Annotated in this window: 12 protein-coding genes and 1 pseudogene; 9 read left to right on the top strand and 4 right to left on the bottom strand. The window is 27.7% G+C overall.

From position 1 onward, the window contains the following. Positions 1–24 precede the first annotated feature (24 nt). Both porU and IPP08_08095 read left to right on the top strand, forming a co-directional pair. Positions 25–4038 carry a type IX secretion system sortase PorU gene (gene porU / locus IPP08_08100; GenBank protein QQS65736.1) on the top strand — a complete coding sequence of 1338 codons (4014 nt, stop codon included), beginning with the start codon at positions 25–27 and terminating at the stop codon, positions 4036–4038. 149 nt (positions 4039–4187) lie between these two features. Continuing rightward, positions 4188–4991 carry a DUF2807 domain-containing protein gene (locus IPP08_08095; protein QQS65735.1) on the top strand — a complete coding sequence of 268 codons (804 nt, stop codon included), beginning with the start codon at positions 4188–4190 and terminating at the stop codon, positions 4989–4991. 95 nt (positions 4992–5086) lie between these two features. Here IPP08_08095 and IPP08_08090 read toward each other — a convergent pair whose 3' ends face one another. Both IPP08_08090 and ruvX read right to left on the bottom strand, forming a co-directional pair. Then, positions 5087–6532 carry a beta-lactamase family protein gene (locus IPP08_08090; protein ID QQS65734.1) on the bottom strand — a complete coding sequence of 482 codons (1446 nt, stop codon included), beginning with the start codon at positions 6530–6532 and terminating at the stop codon, positions 5087–5089. A 98-nt stretch (positions 6533–6630) separates the two neighbouring features. Next, positions 6631–7038: a Holliday junction resolvase RuvX gene (gene ruvX, locus IPP08_08085; GenBank protein ID QQS65733.1), complete on the bottom strand. Its 408-nt coding sequence runs from the start codon at positions 7036–7038 to the stop codon at positions 6631–6633. A gap of 57 nt (positions 7039–7095) precedes the next feature. On the opposite strand from ruvX, the gene IPP08_08080 reads away from it, so the two are divergent. The 3 genes and pseudogenes from IPP08_08080 (at position 7096) to IPP08_08070 (ending at position 11187) form a co-directional block, all read left to right on the top strand. Further along, the gene (locus tag IPP08_08080; GenBank protein QQS65732.1) at positions 7096–8730 is read left to right on the top strand and encodes a ribulokinase; all 1635 of its coding nucleotides are present in this window, start codon (positions 7096–7098) and stop codon (positions 8728–8730) included. Between the two features lie 106 nt (positions 8731–8836). Beyond that, positions 8837–9637 (top strand): hypothetical protein, encoded by an 801-nt coding sequence (locus tag IPP08_08075; GenBank protein QQS65731.1) that lies wholly within the window; start codon positions 8837–8839, stop codon positions 9635–9637. A 136-nt stretch (positions 9638–9773) separates the two neighbouring features. Then, positions 9774–11187 (top strand): annotated as a pseudogene (locus tag IPP08_08070) (bifunctional response regulator/alkaline phosphatase family protein). Positions 11188–11229: 42 nt separating this feature from the next. Here the strand turns inward: IPP08_08070 and IPP08_08065 are convergent. Continuing rightward, on the bottom strand, positions 11230–12135 hold the full coding sequence (locus IPP08_08065; GenBank protein QQS65730.1) for an ABC transporter substrate-binding protein: 906 nt from the start codon (positions 12133–12135) through the stop codon (positions 11230–11232). 23 nt (positions 12136–12158) lie between these two features. On the opposite strand from IPP08_08065, the gene IPP08_08060 reads away from it, so the two are divergent. Both IPP08_08060 and IPP08_08055 read left to right on the top strand, forming a co-directional pair. After that, positions 12159–13955 carry a M61 family metallopeptidase gene (locus tag IPP08_08060; GenBank protein QQS65729.1) on the top strand — a complete coding sequence of 599 codons (1797 nt, stop codon included), beginning with the start codon at positions 12159–12161 and terminating at the stop codon, positions 13953–13955. A 42-nt stretch (positions 13956–13997) separates the two neighbouring features. Further along, positions 13998–16070, top strand: a complete 2073-nt coding sequence (locus IPP08_08055; protein QQS65728.1) for an OmpA family protein — start codon at positions 13998–14000, stop codon at positions 16068–16070. An 83-nt stretch (positions 16071–16153) separates the two neighbouring features. On the opposite strand, the gene IPP08_08050 is transcribed toward IPP08_08055, so the two are convergent. Next, complete coding sequence (locus IPP08_08050; protein QQS65727.1) at positions 16154–17557, bottom strand: phosphatase PAP2 family protein; 1404 nt, start codon at positions 17555–17557, stop codon at positions 16154–16156. Between the two features lie 301 nt (positions 17558–17858). Between IPP08_08050 and IPP08_08045 the strand changes: the two genes are divergently transcribed. Together IPP08_08045 and IPP08_08040 are read left to right on the top strand one after the other, a co-directional pair. Then, a complete protein-coding gene (locus tag IPP08_08045; protein QQS65726.1) occupies positions 17859–18404 on the top strand; it encodes a hypothetical protein in 546 nt (181 codons plus the stop codon). Between the two features lie 104 nt (positions 18405–18508). Beyond that, complete coding sequence (locus IPP08_08040; GenBank protein QQS65725.1) at positions 18509–20122, top strand: heavy metal sensor histidine kinase; 1614 nt, start codon at positions 18509–18511, stop codon at positions 20120–20122. The last annotated feature ends 32 nt before the right edge of the window (positions 20123–20154 follow it).

Here is a 20154-nt window from a genome sequence, read left to right as displayed (position 1 = left end):
CTAATCCGAATTTTAAAAATCTAAATGAAAAATTTCACAATATTTATTTTATTTTATGTATTTGCTTTTTGGAATAATTATGCCCAAGAAAAAACTGGGTTTAAAGTTATTTCATCAGATCAGAAGAGTATGATTCTTGAATACAATAATAGTTATTCAATAAATTTTTATAGGGGTTATATTATTCCACAATGTGCAAATTCATATTTATCTAACCCAAAAGAAATAGGCTCACCAATAAAATTGTTAGCATCAATTCCAATTGCATTACCAAAACCAATAGGCAATAAAATTGAACTTATAAATGTTGTATTCGATACAATTATAAAAGGGAAGTTAGCCCCAGTACCTATATTAAATTCAGATAATAATGGATTTTTCAATGAGTATTATAATATTGAAAAATTAGATTATTCTAAAAGTTTACCAACCAAATTATTTTCTTTGAACTATACTGGAATCAGTCGGAATATTAATTGTGGTTGTGTTAATGTAAATCCTGTTGAATATAATATTTCAAAGAATGAGGTAAGGTTTTTAAAAAAGATTGTTTTAAAAATATCATATTCTACTAGTAATTCTGAATCAAAATTTGTTGTTACTTCGAAACAAAATGAATTGCTGAATAATGTATTTATTAATAGTGATATTGCAAACTCTTGGAAAATAGAAAATGGAATTAATAATGAATTATCAAAAAGAAACATTATTAATGAAGCAAAAATCTGGTTAAAGATTGAAGTGAAAGAGAGTGGATTGCAAAAGATAACTGCTGAAGATTTGAAGAATTCAGGTATTGATTTAAACTCTATTGATCAAGATAAAATAGCAATTTATAATGGAGGGGGGGATGACTTAGATGAAGATATTGAGCATATCTCAAAAAATACAATGAATCAAATCCCAACAATAATTGATAAAGTAAATGGAGTTTTATCTACTATATATTTTTATGGTTCAAATGCTTCAATCTGGAAATACTCCGGATTAGATTCAGTTCCAATCCATAAAATTAGTCCGTTTACAAGTAGTAATTATTTTATATTATCAATTGGAGGAGCTCCAACAAAAGAATTTTTAAAAGTTACAAACAATTCAAATCCAATAAATTTTGTTGATTACGGATTAAGTAAATTTTATTATGATGATGATAAAACAAATGCAATCAGTATAGCTCATAGTGGGTCTGGTCGTGATTGGTTTGCTGCAATACAGATGCAAACTGATAATTCTCGGGGAAGTGATTCAAGAATTTTTACTAATCAATTAGATAATCTTGATAGAACAAAACCTGTATACATAAGAGCCCAAGTAGCTCACAGAGCAATCAATTCATCTTGTACATTTAATTTTTATGAGAATGAAAAAAAAATTGGATCTGATGTCTATTTTTCAGGAATCAGTGATGGAGATAATGAAACCGTAGTTTATAAAAGTTCTGAGTTAATGGAATTTGATGCAAATATTATTCCCTTTGATAACAAATCTATATTGAAAATACAATATAATAATTCAGGAATCGGAACTGGATATTTAGATTTCTATGAGTATCACTTTTCAAAAAAATTGATTGCAAATAATGGAGAAATTTCATTTACATCACCTAACATTATAGGGAATACAGAATTTAAAGTCAGTAATTTTTCTGGATCAGAATTAATTCCAATAGAGATAACAAATCCAGAAAATCCTGTTTTAATTGAACCAATAAGTTACAATGGTAATTTTATTTTTAGAACTAGTTTAGATGGAAAAGTAAGTAATTCAAAATCTTTTTGTTTTACTGAAAAGAAAAATGCTAAATCTGTTACTTCTATTAAAAAAATCCAATTTGCTAATTTAAGAGGAACAAGTTTTGACGCGGATGTAATTGTAATAACAAGTGATGAGTTAAAACCATCAGTTGAAAAATATGTCGATTACAAAAACAAATTAGGTAAGTATAAAGTTGCATTATTTACTTGTGAAGATATCTATAATGAATTTTCTTTTGGTAGATTAGATCCTACTGCTTTAAGAGATTTTATTGGTTATGCAATGCAAAATTGGAAAGTTAAACCACAATATGTATTACTTGCAGGAGATGGAACCTATGATTATAGAAATATATCCACAAAACAAAATCAATTTGTACCAACTTACCAAACAAAGGATGATTATTTAACATCAACAGCTTCAAGTGCACATGATGATTTTTTTGTTAGAGTAGTTGGAAATGACAAACTTATTGATTTAGCGATTTCAAGAATACCAGTTGATAATAATAATGATTTTGATATTATACTCGATAAGATTAAAAATTATGAAGGTAAAAATAATTATGGGTTATGGAGAAATACCGTAATGTTAGTTTCAGATGATGCTTGGAGTGAAAGAGGATTTAATGGATCGGAAAGTTTTGTTGATCAAACTGAATCGTTATGGAAACAAATTCCAACTTGGCTCGAACCAAAGAAAATATATCTTCAAGACTATAATACTGAACAAGTTATAGGCAGAAGAAAACCTGCGGCGACTCAAGATTTACTGGAAAGTTTTCAGAAAGGGGCAGTGATTGTAAATTGGAATGGACATGGAAATCCAAATGTTTGGGCTCATGAGAAATTGTTGGAAAAAGACCAGTTCATTCCTCAACTTACCAACGATTCTACACTTTCGTTTGTATCTGCTGTTACTTGCAATTTTGGACATTTTGATGATCCAAATGTATTATCAGGGGCAGAGGACTTTATGAATCATAAGGGTGGGGGAGCAATAGCTTTGTTAGCTACAACCCGAGCAGTTTATATTTCTTATAATGCAGGGCTTATGAATAATTATTTCACAACATTATTTGCTCGTGATAAATCTACTAAAAAGTTTTTAAATATTGGTCAAGCCATGTTTAAAGCAAAGCAAAACATTACCAGCGTTGATAATGATGAAAAATATATAATAATTGGTGACCCAATATTGAGTTTAAACTTGCCTCAAGACTCTATTTTAATTACTTCAGTAAATTCTGTTAATCCAAATGAGAATATAGTATCATTAAAAGGTCTAGAAAAAGTTACTATTAATGGTGAAATTAAAAATCGTTCTGGTCAGTTAAGAAGTGATTTTAATGGTACTGCTTTAATAACTTTATATGATGCTGATAGAAAAGTAACATTTAATGAAACTGTAATTACACAAAGTGCAATTTATTATGGTGGTCAATTATTTAAAGGAAACTGTGAAGTGAAAAATGGATATTTTTCAATTACTTTTAGAATTCCAAAAGATATTTCATTTGATACTAGTAATGCTAGAATTCATGCTTATGCTTACTCCTCAAATGAAGATGCTTCTGGATCAACAGCCAATATAAAAGTATTTGGATTGGATACTACTACAATTACAGATTTATCTGGACCAGAGATTAAAGTTTTTTTAGATGATAGGTCTTTTAGAAATGGTGATTTAGTTACAGAAAAACCTCAAGTTATTGTTGACTTAAAAGACATTAGTGGAATCAACTCATCTGGTGCCGGGCTTGGGCACAATATAGAAGCATGGATTGATGATAAACCAACATCTATTGATCTTACTCCAACTTATAGGGCTTCTAATATTGGATTTGGTGAAGGTACTGCTCAAAAGCAGCTAATTAATTTAGAACCTGGCGAACATAAAATTAAAGTTAGAGCTTGGGACATTTATAATAATACAACAACAACTTCAACTAATTTTAAAATCTCTTCTGAAAACAATGGAAAGCTTCAAGTGATTGATATTGTTAATTTTCCAAATCCAGCACAGAATGAAACTGACTTTCTTTTCAGACATAATCAAACCAAACCTATTGATGCAAGTATTGATGTTTATACTTTAAGTGGTAGAAAAATATTTACAAAATCAGTAGATAATATTACTGATAGATTTGTCAAAATTCACTGGGACTTAAGTGATAAAGATGGAATTAAATTAGGTAATGGTGTTTACTTATATAAGTTGCGAATTAAATCAGAGAACGGCGATTATTTTGAATCAATTGAAAAAATTTCAATTGTTAAGTAGATTTAATCTTTAGAAAAAGTCGATAATAAATACAAATTCATTAACCAAATGAACGACAACTTTTATAGGTTGTCGTTTTTTATTTTAATTTTTGTAACAATATATTTTATTTATAAGTCTTAGAATTTAACAAACTAAACAAAAATAAAATGAACGAAAAAGTATTATTCAAAACTAGAGTTACAGAAATTATCTATATGATATCAATCTACATTTTGATTCTAACTACATCAATTTTAGCTTTCACTGGTTGTAAACTAAATAAAAAGAGTAAGGATTCTAATGGAAAAATAGTAATAAACTCAGAACAAAGAGTTGATTCAGTATTTTCTGTTAGTAATTTTAATGGTATTAATGTTAACTCAATTTGCAAAGTTATTGTTATACAAGATTCAATTATAAATTCACCAATTGTTAAAATTAATTCAGATAAAAATTTTATCAAAAATGTAATTTTATTGGTTGAAAATGGGATTTTAAAGATTGATTATAATGAAGAATCGTCTTCAGATAAAGACAATATGAAAAATGTTATTTATGTTACAATCAATGAATTAACTTCATTAGAAGTTTCAGGAGCAGCAAGTATTAGTTCTCAAGGAAATATCACTGCAAAGAAATTAAGTTTAATCATGAGTGGGATTGGATCAATAGATGTTAATTGCAAAACAGACTCATTATTATCTGAAGTGTCTGGTACTGGAAAATTAGAAATCAATGGTAGTACCTTAAATCATCAAGCCGAAGTAAGTGGTATTGGTGGTATTGAAGCAAAAAATCTTATTGCAAAAAATTCAAATGTCCAAGTAATTGGTGCTGGTGGATGTGAAGTATTTGTAACAGACAGTTTGATAGCTGAAGTGAGTGGAATTGGTGGAATAAAATATTATGGTAATCCTAAATGTATTAAGAAAGAATTAAGTGGATTTGGGAGTATTGAGAAAGATGAATAACAAAACAATTTTAAAGTATTCTTAAGTTTATACAATTTAAAATTTGGTAATTAAAATAATATCAATAACATTTTTATTAATTAATGTTATTGATGTTAATATTTTAACAAAACAAACTTCTTTGAAAAGTTATACGTTTTGAAAAAGTAAACACCATTTTCAAATTGATTAACATTTATTTTTTGATTAGGATAAATAAAACCAGACCATACTTTAACTCCTAAATAATTAACAATATCAGCAATACCTTTAAAGTCATTAACAGATAAAAAACCATTTGAATTATTTATAATTTGTGTAGAATTTAAATCATCAGAATTATTTATACTATTTGTTGGCGTAAATAAATCATGCTTAGGCCAAGATTTAATTTGAAAAAACTCGTTAGTAACTAAGTGAATAAATTCATTGTAAAAAGGGGTATAATCTTTTGGAAGAGTATTAAACAAAATTGCATAATTTATTTGATGAGATTCATTTCTTTTTATAACAGTTGCTGTGCCTTGAATTCCACCTGTATGCCAATAATCATTTCCTGTAACAAACCAACCAAGTGCATAATCTTTCCAATTTATAGATTTTTTAATCATGGTATCAATGGTAGATGGAAGCAGAATATCTGGTTTATTTGAAAATCTATCAACTGAAATTAGTAACTTACATAAATCTCTTGCTGATGCAACCCAACCTCCAGCAGGAGTCATTATCTCCCAATTGTAGCCACCATATTGAGCAGAAACCGAACTTGGAATACCAGTAAAAATAGAAGTAGATAATGGTGAGCCAGGGTAATCATAATAACTAACTTCATTTTGATATTTATCTTCTTTCATAGTTTTTCCAGGATACATATCAGTTACTCCAATAGGTGCTAATATCGAATCTTTAACAAAATCTTTATAAAGTTTACCAGTTACTTTTTCAATTATTAATCCTAATAAAGTATATCCAAAATTTGAATAACCTGCTGCAGTTCCTGGATTAAATCCAAGTTCTTTATTTTTTAAAGTCCATTCTAAAACAATTGGAAACGAATATACAGGTGGAGTTAATTTATTTTCAATTGCAATTTCATATGTTTTCCAAAGGGGTTCGTTTGCAAAATCAAAGTTAAAACCAGAACTATGGCTTAGTAATTGCCGAATTGTTATTTGATAAATTCTAGCATCCTTTACCACTTTATATATGGAGTCATTTAAAATTCCATTTGTTCCAAACACTTTGTCATCTAACTTAAATCTATTATTTTCAAAAAGTTTCATAATGGCAATACTAGTAATAACTTTAGAAACACTAGCAAGTCTAAAAATACTATATGGCTGAACTAAAGTTTTCTGTAATGTATCAGCTAAACCAAAACCTCTATTATAAACTAATCTACCTTCATAAGTAATAGCCAATTGACCACCATTGATTTCATATTTATTCATAATAGAATTAATTTTATCATCAAACAAAGTTAACTCAGGAACAAATACTCCTGTTTGAGCTTTTACACTAATTTTAAGAATTATGATAAATAACAAAAGGAATTTTCTCATTTTGATTTTAATTATACAAATAGATACAGAGGTAATAAACAATAATAGTATAAAAGTGATTTATATCGAAAAAATATTGAAAAAAAATTAAAATTATTTTAATGGCAATCTAGATATTCTTGAAGTATAATTGCAGCTGCCCACCTGTCAGTTGTACCTCTTTTATTTCTTTTACCTTCTTTAATTCCAGCTTCTTTCATTTTCTCAACTGCATAAAAAGTTGTAAAAGATTCATCCCACTCTATAATCTCAATTTCAAAATTATCTTTTAACTTATTTAAAAATTCAATTGCAATATGAGTCATCTTTAAACCATATTGATGTTCAGCAATTGGAACTCCAACAATAATTTTATAAATATTATTTTCTTCTACAATTTTTTTTAACTCATAAAGATTTTTGTGAGAAGTAGTTAAATTTCCAAATGGTTTAGCAGATTTATTCCCTTCATTAGAAATAGCTAATCCAATTTTTTTTGTACCATAATCAATTGCAAGAACTTTCATTATCGTAATTTATCTTTTTACAAATTTCATAATTAAATTTCACTTAGAAAAAATAAAATGTATTCTATAGGATTAGATTTCGGGACAGAATCTTGCAGAGCAATTATAATTGATGTTAATTGTGGGAAAGTTTGTGGATCAACTATTTCTAATTATAGAAATTCAGTAATTGATAAATTCTTACCTAATCAAAGTGATTTTCAATTACCTGATAAATGGGCATTACAAAATCCAGATGATTACATTGAATCAATGATAAAATCTGTAAAAAAGTTGTTAGATATTTCTAAAATTTCGCCAGATAAAATTTGTGGATTAGGAATTGACTTTACGTCGTGCACAATCATACCAACAGATGAATTTGGAAAACCATTATCTTATTTTGTTGAATATAAAAATAATCCACATGCTTGGGCAAAACTCTGGAAGCATCATTCATCTGACGAACAGGCTAAAAAAATTACAATGATTGCAAATGAAAATAATCTTGATTGGATTGAGAAATATGGTGGTAGTATTTCTGCTGAATGGCTTATTAGCAAAGGGTTGCAGATTCTTGAAGAAGCACCTGAAATTTATAAAGCATCAAAATATTTTGTAGAAGCAGGTGATTGGATAGTTTGGCAATTAACAGGTAAGTTGATAAGAAATAAATGTGCTGCTGGTTACAAAGGATTGTGGAATGAAGACAATGGTTATCCTGATAAAATTTTTTTAAGTAAACTTAATAAAGATTTTATTGATTTTTATGATCATAAAATTTTTGGTGAAGTAATAAATTCTGGGAAGAAAGTATCAACATTAAACAAAGAATTTTCTGAATTACTTGGATTAAATATTGATACAATAATTAGTTCTGCAATTATTGATGCACATTCTGCATTTATTGGTGTTGGTATTTCAAAACCAAAAAAAATGATGATAATATTGGGGACTAGTGCTTGTCATATTGTATTGAGTGAAGAGTATAAATTTATAAAAGGAATTTCTGGTATAGTTAAAGATGGTATAATTGATGGTTATTATGCGTATGAAGGAGGACAAGCAAGTTTTGGAGATAATTTAAAATGGTTCGTTGAAAATTTAACTCCAATTAAATATTTCAAAGAAGCAGAAAATCTTGGTGTAAGCATTTATGATTTACTTGAAGATTATGCATCAAAATTAGATGAAAGTAAAATAATTTCACTTGATTGGTTTAATGGTAACAGAACACCGTTAGTAGATTCAAACTTAAGTGGATTAATAGTTGGTATGAATGTTACAACAGAGGCACCTGAAATTTACTTATCATTATTAGAATCATTAGCTTACGGATCTAAAATAATTTTAGATCAGTTTACAGAAAATGGAATTGAAATTGAAGAGATAATTTGTAGTGGAGGTATTTCAAAAAAAAGTAAATTACTGATGCAAATTTTGTCAGATGTAACTAATAGAAAAATATCTGTAATAGAATCCGATCAAGCATCGGCAATTGGTGCAGCTATTTTAGGTGCTTTAGCTTCAGGTAGTAAATTTGGTGGTTATGATAACATTGAAGAAGCAATGTTGAATATGTCTTCAAGTATAAATGAAGTTTATTCTCCAAATACTGCTAATCAATTAAAGTACTCAAAACTATTTTATGAGTATAAAAGATTGTTTCATTACTTTAGTAAAGAAAATAATATAATGAAAACCCTAAATTAATATATAACCAATAATTTTTTTAATTAGAATTATTTTCTTCAATAAATAATTTACATGAATTGCTATATAATGTAAAATACATTTAAAAATATAATCCCCAACAAAAATGAAATTACTAACCCTAATTGGTATTATTCTACAATTGATTTTTACTGAAAGTAAAGCTCAAGTTAACTTTGAGAATAACCCTTCAACTATTTCCTATTCTGGATCTGATGTAACTAGAACCGATGTATTGTCAAATCCCGCTACCATTTACAAAACAAATCAATATGTTAAATTGTTTTATACTCCTCTTAATTTTGGGTTTCAATCTTTTAATGAGTTAGGATTGGAATGTAATTACAAATTTGGACTAAGTAATGGTGTTGGATTTAAAATTAATTCTGTAAACATTTTAACTTATAGCGAAACTAATTTAAGTTTGAATGGTGGAATAGAAATTTTTCCAGGCATTGGTTTTGGCATTGGATTTGGAATGATTTCTAAATCTATTCAAGGTTATAGCTCAGCAATTTCCTTTCCGATTAATATAGGGACATCTGTTGATGTTACCAAAGAAATATCATTTGGAGCAAAAGCTGATAATATAAACAGAGCATCAATTTCTGGTGAAAATCTAAGCCAAAATATTGCAATTGGTTTTGGATTTTTGTTAGCAGAATTAACAAATATTACTTTTGAAGTAAATCAAGAACTTGATAATAATTTAATTACTTCATTAGGGATTTCACATATTTTATCGAAGGAATTAAAATTTAAATCTGGAATAAAAAGTTATCCAGCAACAGTTTCTGGGGGATTAGATTTAAAAATAGATAACTTCAACATTGATTTTGGATCTTCTTATTCTTATCCAATAGGATTTAAACTTTGTTTTGGGTTGGGATATGTTTATGGTAATTAAAAATAGTATATAATAATTAGATGATAAACTTTGTAAAATTTAGGGAATAAAAAATGACTTTAAAAAACTATTAACTTTAATTATTTTTAAATATAAGTTATTTGTAATTTTGGTTTTTAACATTAATAATTTTAAAATGATTTCTTGGAATATTCTTTGGGTAGATGATGAAATTGATTTGCTCAAACCACATATAAAACTTATACAAGCAAAAGGAAACTCAGTTGAAACTGTCACAAATGGTGAAGATGCCTTAGTGCTCGTTAAGAAAATAGATTTTGATTTGGTATTCTTAGATGAAACTATGGTAGGCATGAGTGGTTTGGAAACATTGGAAAAAATAAAAGATATAAAACCAAACTTGCCTGTTGTTATGGTAACTAAGAACGAAGCAGAGCATTTAATGGAAGAAGCTATTGGCAGAAGAATAGCAGATTATTTGACAAAACCAGTAAACCCAACTCAAATCCTCTTAACAATTAAAAAAATTCTTGAGAGTAAAAAATTTGAAGCAAATGTTGTTACAAAAAAGGGAAGCGAATATGGAGTTTGCAAATTTTGTAGAAAAAAATTATGTTTCTTGGTTGGAAAATGATAATTTTGATAGACCAATTTTAAGTACTGATGTAATGACTGAATATGTATTTCCAAAAGTTCAGCAAGATAAAGGTCCTGTTTTTTTATTTGTTATTGATTGTATGAGGTTAGATCAATGGTTGATTATGGAAGAGCTATTAAAAAATTATTATTCTATCGAAAAAGATTATTATTATTCAATTCTACCAACGGCAACTCCTTATTCTCGAAATGCAATTTTCTCAGGTCTTTTTCCTTCAGATATTTCAAAACATTATCCAGATTTATGGGGTCCAGGTAAAGATGATGATAATTCATTAAACAAATTTGAAAAAGAATTACTTGAAAAATTAATTGATAGAAAAAGATTGTATTTAAAAAGTGGGGTAAGGTATGTTAAAATTGTAGATACTGATTTTGGAAAAAAAATTGAACATGATATTCATTCATATACAAGATCACAGTTAACCACTATTGTAGTTAACGCTGTTGATATAATGGCTCATTCAAGAAGTGATTATCCTATTTTAAAAGAAATTGCTCCTGATGAATCTGCTTACCGTTCTTTAACAAAAAGTTGGTTTGAGCATTCAAGCTTTTATGGGATGTTGAAAGCATTATCTACTGTTAAAAATGCACAGATATTAGTAACAACAGACCATGGTTCAATAAGGTGCATGAGGGGTGCCAAAGCAACAGGTGATAAAGATACTTCTACAAACTTAAGGTATAAACATGGGCATAATGTTAAAGTGGAAGATAAATATGCCGTTTTTGTTAAAGATCCTTTAACTTACAAACTTCCTAATAGAGGAAATATGAGCTCCTATGTAATTGCAAGGGAAGACTACTATTTTGTTTATCCAACTGAATATCATCATTATTTAAATCGTTATAGAGATAGTTTTCAACATGGAGGTATTTCAATGGAAGAAGTAATTCTGCCTATTGCAACATTAAAACCAAAACAATAGAAAGCATTTTATTCTCAAATTTTATAAGATATATTTGTTATATTATTTTAATATTTCGAACAATATTTTACAACAATCAACTATTCTTGGTGATGGTCTGAATGCTATATCTGGGTCTATAGAAAAAATTTTTTTATTTTGAATTGCTTTTAAATTTTTAAATTCAGGATATAAATTAACTAATGATTTTAATGCATCACTGTTACTTAAATTTGATGGATAAATTATTACATCAGGATTATCGCTTAAAAGTTCTTCTCTACTAAATTTTGGGTAATCTTCTAATTTATCTTCAGCAATATTAACACCCCCAGCTAAAGTTATACTCTCATTTAAAAAGCCATGAGCAACTGTGATAATTGGTTTTTTATCAATTATTACAAAAACTTTTTTTGGGATTTTATTAATAGATAATGACTTTAATGAATCTAGATTCTTTGAAATTTTATCTATTAAATTCTTAGCCTCATATTCTTTACCAATTATTGCCCCAATTTGCATAATACTTTTTAAAACATCTTTATGAGTTCTTCCGCAAACAGCATAAACATTAATTCCTAAAGATTTTATCTTTTTGTATGTTTGAGATGAATTGCCATCTAAACTCATAAAAACAACATCTGGTTTTATAGCCAATATTTTTTCATAATCTACATTTTGTAAATTTCCAACAACAGAAATTTGTTTAACTTCTTTTGGAAAGTTGCAGTATTCTGTTATACCTCGTAGTTTTGTAAAACCACCAATTGAAGCAACTATTTCTGTTACATTTGGTGCTAAAGATATTATTACATTTACTTGTTTACCTATTACTAAAGTATCTCCATTAAAACTAGTAAATTTTAAATTATCGAATCCAATATCTTTTTTTTGGTTGCAACTTATAAATGATACCAAACAAATTATTGTTATAAGTAAGTAATATAATTTTGTTAGAGCAATTTTCAATTTTAATAATTATAAATAAATTAATGTATAATATAGAACAATTAGATTCACAGTTAATAAATTCAAAATCAAGTATAAGATACTATTTAACTTTCCCAAGAGCTGCACAACATGTTGTAAATATTAAAATGGAGTTAGATTCACCAAATGACATTGAAATATTTGCATTACCAAATTGGATTCCTGGTTCATATAAAATACGGGATTTTGTTATGAATCAAGGAAATTTAAAAGTTCAAAATGAATTAAATGAATCTTTGAATTATAACTGGATTAATAAAAATCGGTTGCAAATTTCAGCTAATAAATCTAAAAAAATTGTTTTAGAATATATATATTTTTCGTATGAAAGAACTGTAAGACTTTGCCATGTTAATAGATTTCACGCTTTTATAAATCCAGCTAATTGCCTTATGATGGTTGAAGGAAAAACTAATTGTATTCATCACGTAATTATTAATAATCCTTGGACTAAAATTTCAACAGCACTTTCAAAAGTAGAAAACGATACCTTTGGAGCTTTAAATTATGATATTTTAATTGATTCACCTTTAGAAATTGGTGATCACAATGTATATGAATATGAATTACATGGATCAAAACATGAAGTTGCAATTTATGGAGAAGGGGGCTTTTATCCTGATTGGATAAATGAACAAACCAAACGAATTGTTAATGGTGGCTTTGAAATGTGGAAGAAACTTCCATATGATAGATATGTTTTTATTATTCAACTCTTGCCAAATTTACGTGGTGGATTAGAGCATTCAAAATCATCTGTAAATATGTTTAATTCTAATGCAATATCAGATTCTATTGGAATGAACAAGTTATTAAGTCTATTAGTTCATGAGTATTTTCATTTGTGGAATGTAAAAAGAATCAGACCTTTAGAACTTGGAAGTTTTGATTATAATAATGAAGTTTATACTTCAATGTTATGGCTTTGTGAAGGTTTTACAAGCTATTATGATGATCTGTTAACTTACAAAGCTGGCTTTAGAACAATTGATGAATATTTTAAAATTCTAAATGAAGATCACCTTGAAAAATTGCTTAATACTCCTGGAAGATTAGTGATGTCAGTAAAAGAAAGTTCATTCCATGCATGGTCAAAATTTTACAATCCAAACCAAGATACACATAATAGATTCCCAAGTTATTATATAAAAGGTGGAACGATTGCTTGGTTATTAGACATTTATATATTGTCGATTACAAATGGTGAAAAAAATCTTGATTCTGTAATGAGGGGGTTAATGGATAATTATAATTTAAATCAGAGTGTTGGAATAACTGATGATGATTTTTATAATATAGCTGAAAATTCTATTGGTTATGAAATAAAATCTTTAACTGAAGCATGGTTAAACTCAATTGATGAATTGCCCATTAATCAGTACTTAGAATTAATAGGATTAGAATGGGTAGAATTGGTTAATAGTAATGAAGTTACTTTTGGAAATAATTTAATTTTTCAGAATATAAATGTTAATTATGATTTTGGAATGGATTTAAAAGATGAAGATAGTATGCTTATAGTAGATAAAATTTATGATAATTCATTAGCCGAGATTAATGGAATTGGTGCTGGTGATGAAATTTTAGCAATAGATAATTATAGAGTTACAAGTACAGACAATTTTATTTCATTAATTGGATCTAAAAATAACGATGAGATTAACTTATTATGTTCATCAGAATGCAGGATTTATAACACTAGGATTAAGTTAAAACCAAAGAAAAAGTTTATTCTTAGAATAAAATCTGAACTTTCAGAATCTCAAAATCATTTGTTTAATTGCTGGTTAAACAGATAAATTAAATAAATATTAATGAACCAAATTATTTCAATTTAATATTTGAATTTCAAATTAATTATATATTTAGTAATCGTAATTCAATTTATTAGTTGCACTCCAAAAGTAACTGATAGTGTTGATGTAAATAAAATTCTTAACAAAAGCAACTCAATTCAATATAAAAAAGACTCAATTGGTTTTGGTATATTTTTTGAAAAAACAATATTTAATTCAAGTAATATAGCAATTAAAACTTGTGATTCTTTAACGAGTGAAGTCCTATCAAATGGCTTTAATACAGGTATAACATTGTCTTTAGAAAACTTGATTTTAGAAAATAATTTTCAATTTAGGTTAGGATTTAAAAATAGGAAAGGAACTTTAAAAGGGATAGTAAATGATTACAAAGTACCTTTTAGAGATAATAATGATTCAATAGTTTATGGTGTAATAAGTGAAGAAAGTACATATAATTTAAACAATTTAAATTCATCAATATTATTTCAATACCCCTTTAAAAAATCTTTCCCATTAATTCCAGTTATAAGTTCTACAACATTATTATTAGGATTAGTATTTGAATACAATTTAAGTTTTAGTCAATTTGATTCTTTACAAGCCATTAGTCCTGATAATCTTTTAATGCCAAACAAAAAAAGAATTCAAGAAAAATATTTTCAAGATGAATTGCATTATAATAATAAATTTACATCAGAAATTAGAGCAGCTTTATCTTGGGAGTTGCAATTATCTAACACATTAAAATTAAATCCAGAAATTTCATTTAATTATCAATTAAATAGTTCAAATTCAAATGATAAATGGAAATCAAATCAGTTAAATTTAGGAGTATCATTTATGTATGTTGGAAATTCTGAAAATATAATTGAGGCAATTGATTCACCAAAGGTTATAGTAAAAACAATATCACCAAAGCCACTCTTATTACCATCAGTTACAACATTACCAGAAACAATTGAAGTAAGAATTGAAGAATATGATTCAATTGAAACTTTACCATTACTTAACCAATTGTTTTTCAAAGAAGGTAGTTCTGAACTAAGAGAAAATTATAAATTGTTTGTAAATAAAAAAGATGCTAAAGAATTTACTGGCAAACTATATGGTAATGCTCTTGATGTTTATTATGAATATCTTAATTTATTAGGGATGAGAATGAAGCAATTGCCTGAAGCAAATTTGGAAATAACTGGATATTGTAATTCAAAAGAAAAAGATAAAAAGTTAAGTAATGATAGAGCATTAGTGGTAAAAAGATATTTAAATTTAATTTGGGGAATAGCAGAAAATAGAATAAGAACACTCTCTGGATTTTTGCCACCAAGCCCTTCTTCTGAACTTACTGAAAGTGGGTCTGAAGAAAATTCAAGAGTTGAGATTGAGGCAGATGATCCAAGAATAACCATACCTTATGTAAGGAGATATATTCAACAAAGAGCAAATCCACCAAGAGTAGTATTTAAACCAAAAGCTACATCAGAAGCTGGTTTGAAAGAATGGAAACTAATTATATCACAAGATACTTCAGTTTGGAAAGTATTTAGTGGAATAGATTCATTTCCACCTAAAGAGATAGTTTGGAATTGGAAAAATGATAAAGGAAAAGTACCTTCTTTCCCAATGAACCTTAGCTATTTATTATCATTAAAAGATAGTGTAAATCAAGACACTCTTAGCAATTCTGTTATTATAAAAGTAAATTATGATTCTTTAAAATTTAAATTAGAAAACAATAGGAATGATACTATAATAGAAAATTTCTCATTATTATTGTTTGATTATGATTCGCCAAAAATTAGTCCAAGTGATAAAATTCTTCTTAAAGCGATTGCAAGCAGAATTGTAGATAATGCAATTGTTACAATTATTGGTTATACCGATTCATTAGGGGCAGAGGGTTATAATAAAAATCTTGCAATCTCAAGAGCAAAAGAGACTTTAAAATACCTGAAAATATTGGTTCCAAAAAATGTAATATTTTCAGTTGATGAAATAAATAGTGGAGAGTTCGAAAGGTTTTCTTACAATTCCCCTGAGGGAAGATCACATTGTAGAACAGTTATAATTGATGTTCGTATTCCAATAGTGAGGAATAAACATAATAAAAAGTAAGTTCATTTGAACTATAAAAAAAGCTGATTCAACTTAATGAATCAGCTTGAATATTAATTACAAATTATTCTTTAAAATCTTCCTTAATTAGCACCATCTAATTTGGCTTTTGCAATTGCTAAATTACCGATATTGTTACCAGAAACTATTCCTTTATCACAATCCATTCTATAATGAATCCCTCCATAAACTCTTGATATAGATGCTTCCTGTGCTAAAGACTTAAACAAACCAGAATCTGATGGAAAGAAATATGATAAAACTTGTGAAGCAGCTCCAGAAAAGCTAGAATGCCCAGATGTAAATGATGGGAAGTTAGGCAACCCTATTGGAGTAGTAATTTTCGGATCTGCTTGAGATGGACGAAGTAACCAATAAGTATACTTCGCATCCCAACAACAAATACCTGCATCCATAATTGCCATATTCATATATGCCATTACTCTGGCACTTCTAACTTCATTCAATGAATTAGTTCTTATATAATCAGAAGCAATTTGGTTCCAATGACCTGGAGGTGTAAAAGTTCCTGCTCCATCTGCCCATTTTGTAGCAATTGCTAATTGTTCTGCAGTTCTTGTATCAGAAATTGATCTAACTTCTGCTACTTGAGCCTGAAATTCTGGTGAATTGAAAGCAGGTGGTGGTAATGGACGCATTGCTTGAACATCTACAAACCAAGTTTTAACTTTCCCCCACAGAGGTAATACAGGAGTTTTGCCAGCTGCAGTTGTCCACATACCTAGTCCAGTTGGAATTGTACCAGTCCATACACTATTACTTCCATCAGTATTACTTAAGTCAATTACTGAATTTGCAACACTAATACCAATATTTTTTCCAGCCTCGATATCAGATCTAGAATTAATTCCAGCATACATTCTTGATTCAGTATGCTCTTTAAATTTAGCCAAAATAGAAATAGAATCACTAGGGAAAATATAAATTAAAATAGCCATTGATGCAGCTGCAACTGTAGAATGCTCAGATGGATAAGATTGGCTACTAAAATTATCATGAATCAATGATCTAACCCTAGAATCACGTACAGAAGGGTTCTGACGATTATATTTATTTTTAGCATTCCATGTTGTAACCAAAGCGTCAAATTGTGCAATGCTCATTAAAGCATACAAACGAGAAGCAACTGGTGGCAATATTTTATTTTTGATAACCAACTCTCTTGCAAATTCATTCCACCTAACAACAGCTCCATTATTCCAATATGAAATATTTGCATCAGTTTGTAAAGTTGAAGTCTTTTGTAAGTTAACAATTTCATCTAGCTCTGAATTCGAATTGATTGGAGCTGATACTGCAATAGTTGTACTAGAAGGAATAACTATTGTTTTCCAAGTCCCAGCTTTTTCCTCTACTTTAACTTCATTGTTTGGTACAGTTGTTACACTTTCTTTACAAGAGAATAGTGTAAATGTAATTGCAATTAAAGGAAGTAGTAGTTTTTGAATTTGTAAATTACTTTTCATTTCAGTTTAGATATTATTTAAATAGTAAATCACTTATTAAATTTGTTTGAATATATTTTACAAAAGTATATTTATTATTTCAATTAGTATTGTATGAAATTGTAATTTTATGTTATTTCTTTAAAGATACTGTTCTTTCTATATCTTTGATTAAACAAATTCAATCTACAATTATTAGAAAAAAAATAATTATATAAAAATAAAATTAAATTCATAATTGAAAACAGTATTTACACAGTCAAAATTTTGCTTAAATTTGTTATACATTTAATTTATTTTTTAATCTTAATATTTAATCTCGATGAAAAAAGGAATATTTATTTTATTGGCAGTGCTTATGGGTTCATTATTTATACAATCTTGTACAACAACACCTACAAGTACAGTAGTTGTTAAATTAGGCGAAACAACAATTAATGAAATTGAAAATAACACTGGTTATATTTGGTATAAAGCAGCTTATGATTCTTACCCAGATTCTATTAATAAATTAGTTTTTGATTCAAGTGTTAACTCAATTAAATCAAATGACTCAGGTCAAACTCATTCAATAGTAATGGTTATAAAACCAACTTGTACTTGCCCTTACACAAAGGAGTATTTCCCTCAAGTTATGAAGGTTATTGATGCTGCAGGTATTTCGAGAACAAATAAAGTAAAGATATTTGTAACAGATGCTTCATTGGCTGGAATAGATGATGTTAAACAACAATATAAATTTGGAGCAGCTCCAATATTTATACTTTTAAAAAATAATATAGAAGTTGGTAGGTTTGGATTTGATGATTTCGAGAAAAATAATTTCAGTACTATTAAAGCAATGACAGATTTATTTATGATAAAATAGTTACATTAGTTTTATTATAAAAATTATTGACAATTTTTTTCAAAAAATTAAATCTAATTAAGTTAAATGATTAAATGTGTTCTGTTCAAAATTCCCTTGCATAAATGAACATCTCACTCCGTTTTAAATTAGTTTTATGGTTTGGAGCAATAATGGCATTAGCTCTTGGGGCTTTTGGGACTTTAGCATATTCTTCTGTTAGAAATAAGTTAATTTCTAATTTAGATAATTCACTTAATAATGTAATTGAAACTCTAGACGGTGTTTTAGCAAAAGAACCTGGAAAAGAAAAAATATCAATTGATCCAAAACGAATAAAATCTTTAATAGATAATCCTACTGATAAAAAAAATAATAAAAATACAACTAATGTAATTGTAGATACTAGCACAAAAAAAACAAATGACGCATTATCTGAAGCTATATATGAACAGATTATTTTAAATCCTAGGAACTTCATGATTGAGGTTCTTGATAAGAACAATAAAGTAATTTATTCATCGGCTTCTTTAGCTGGAGATACTTTAAAATTGCCTATTGACTTTATATCAAAGGCAAATGAAGTGAAACCTGAATATCAAACATTTCAACACAACCCTAGTAAATCTGAACCCCAAACCCTTAGAACTTCAATCTATTCAAAGCAAAAATATATTGTTGTGGTTGCTTATCCTATTGATGAAATAGAAAACTTTTTAAAAGATTTTTTTGGAACTATTTTAGCGATTACTCCAATTGTATTATTCTTTACTCTTTTAGTTGGGTGGTTTATAACTCGTCAATCGTTAAAACCATTAAGTGAAATAATAATATCAGCTCAAGAAATAAGTGCATCTAATTTATCAAGAAGATTACCTGTTCCAAAACCTCAGGATGAAATTAGAACTCTTACAGTTACTCTAAATGATATGATATCCAGATTAGAAAGTTCATTTGAAAGAGTAAAGCAATTTACTGGTGATGCCTCTCATGAATTAAGAACTCCATTAACAATTATAATGGGTGAACTTGAACTTGCTTTAAGAAAGAAAAAGTCAAACGAAGAATACCAAGATATTATTTCAAGTTCATTAAATGAAGTAATGAGGTTGTCAGATGTTGTAAAATCTTTGTTAATGTTATCAAGAGCTGAGCAAGGTAAAATTTCAACAGATATGAAAGAAACAAACCTTAGCGAAATGATGCAAGAGTTAACAGAAGTTGCAACAATTTTAGCTGAACCAAGGAACCAATACGTTACACCAAGAATTGAAGAAAATTTATTTGTTGCTGCCGATGCCCCTAAACTTCATCAAATGTTTTTTAATTTAATTGATAATGCTATCAAATATACTCCTGATAATGGAATGATTGGAATTAATCTTGATAGTGATGGGAAATATGCAATTGTAAGGGTTAGAGATACTGGAATAGGAATATCGCCAGAACATCAAAAGAAAATATTTGACAGATTTTATAGAGTTGATAAGGCAAGAAGTCGTGAAATGGGAGGAGCTGGCTTAGGTTTGTCAATTGTGGAATGGACTGTTCAAGAACATAATGGTGATATTAGTGTAACAAGTGAAGTTGGACAAGGAAGTACATTTATTGTTAGAATACCATTATTTGGATTATCACCAAAAGAAACAATTATATTAAAAACTAAAGAAACTACAACTCAAAAAATAAGTAAAGTTTTAGATATTACTAGATATATAAAAAAGAAAAAAAATAATTGAAAATAATATTATAAAGAATTTAAATTCCTAAA

Source organism: Chlorobiota bacterium (genome assembly GCA_016700335.1).
GTDB lineage: Bacteria > Bacteroidota > Ignavibacteria > OLB7 > OLB7.
The sequence above is the reverse complement of the archived record's forward strand: the minus strand, read 5'-3'. Positions and strand labels throughout refer to the sequence as shown.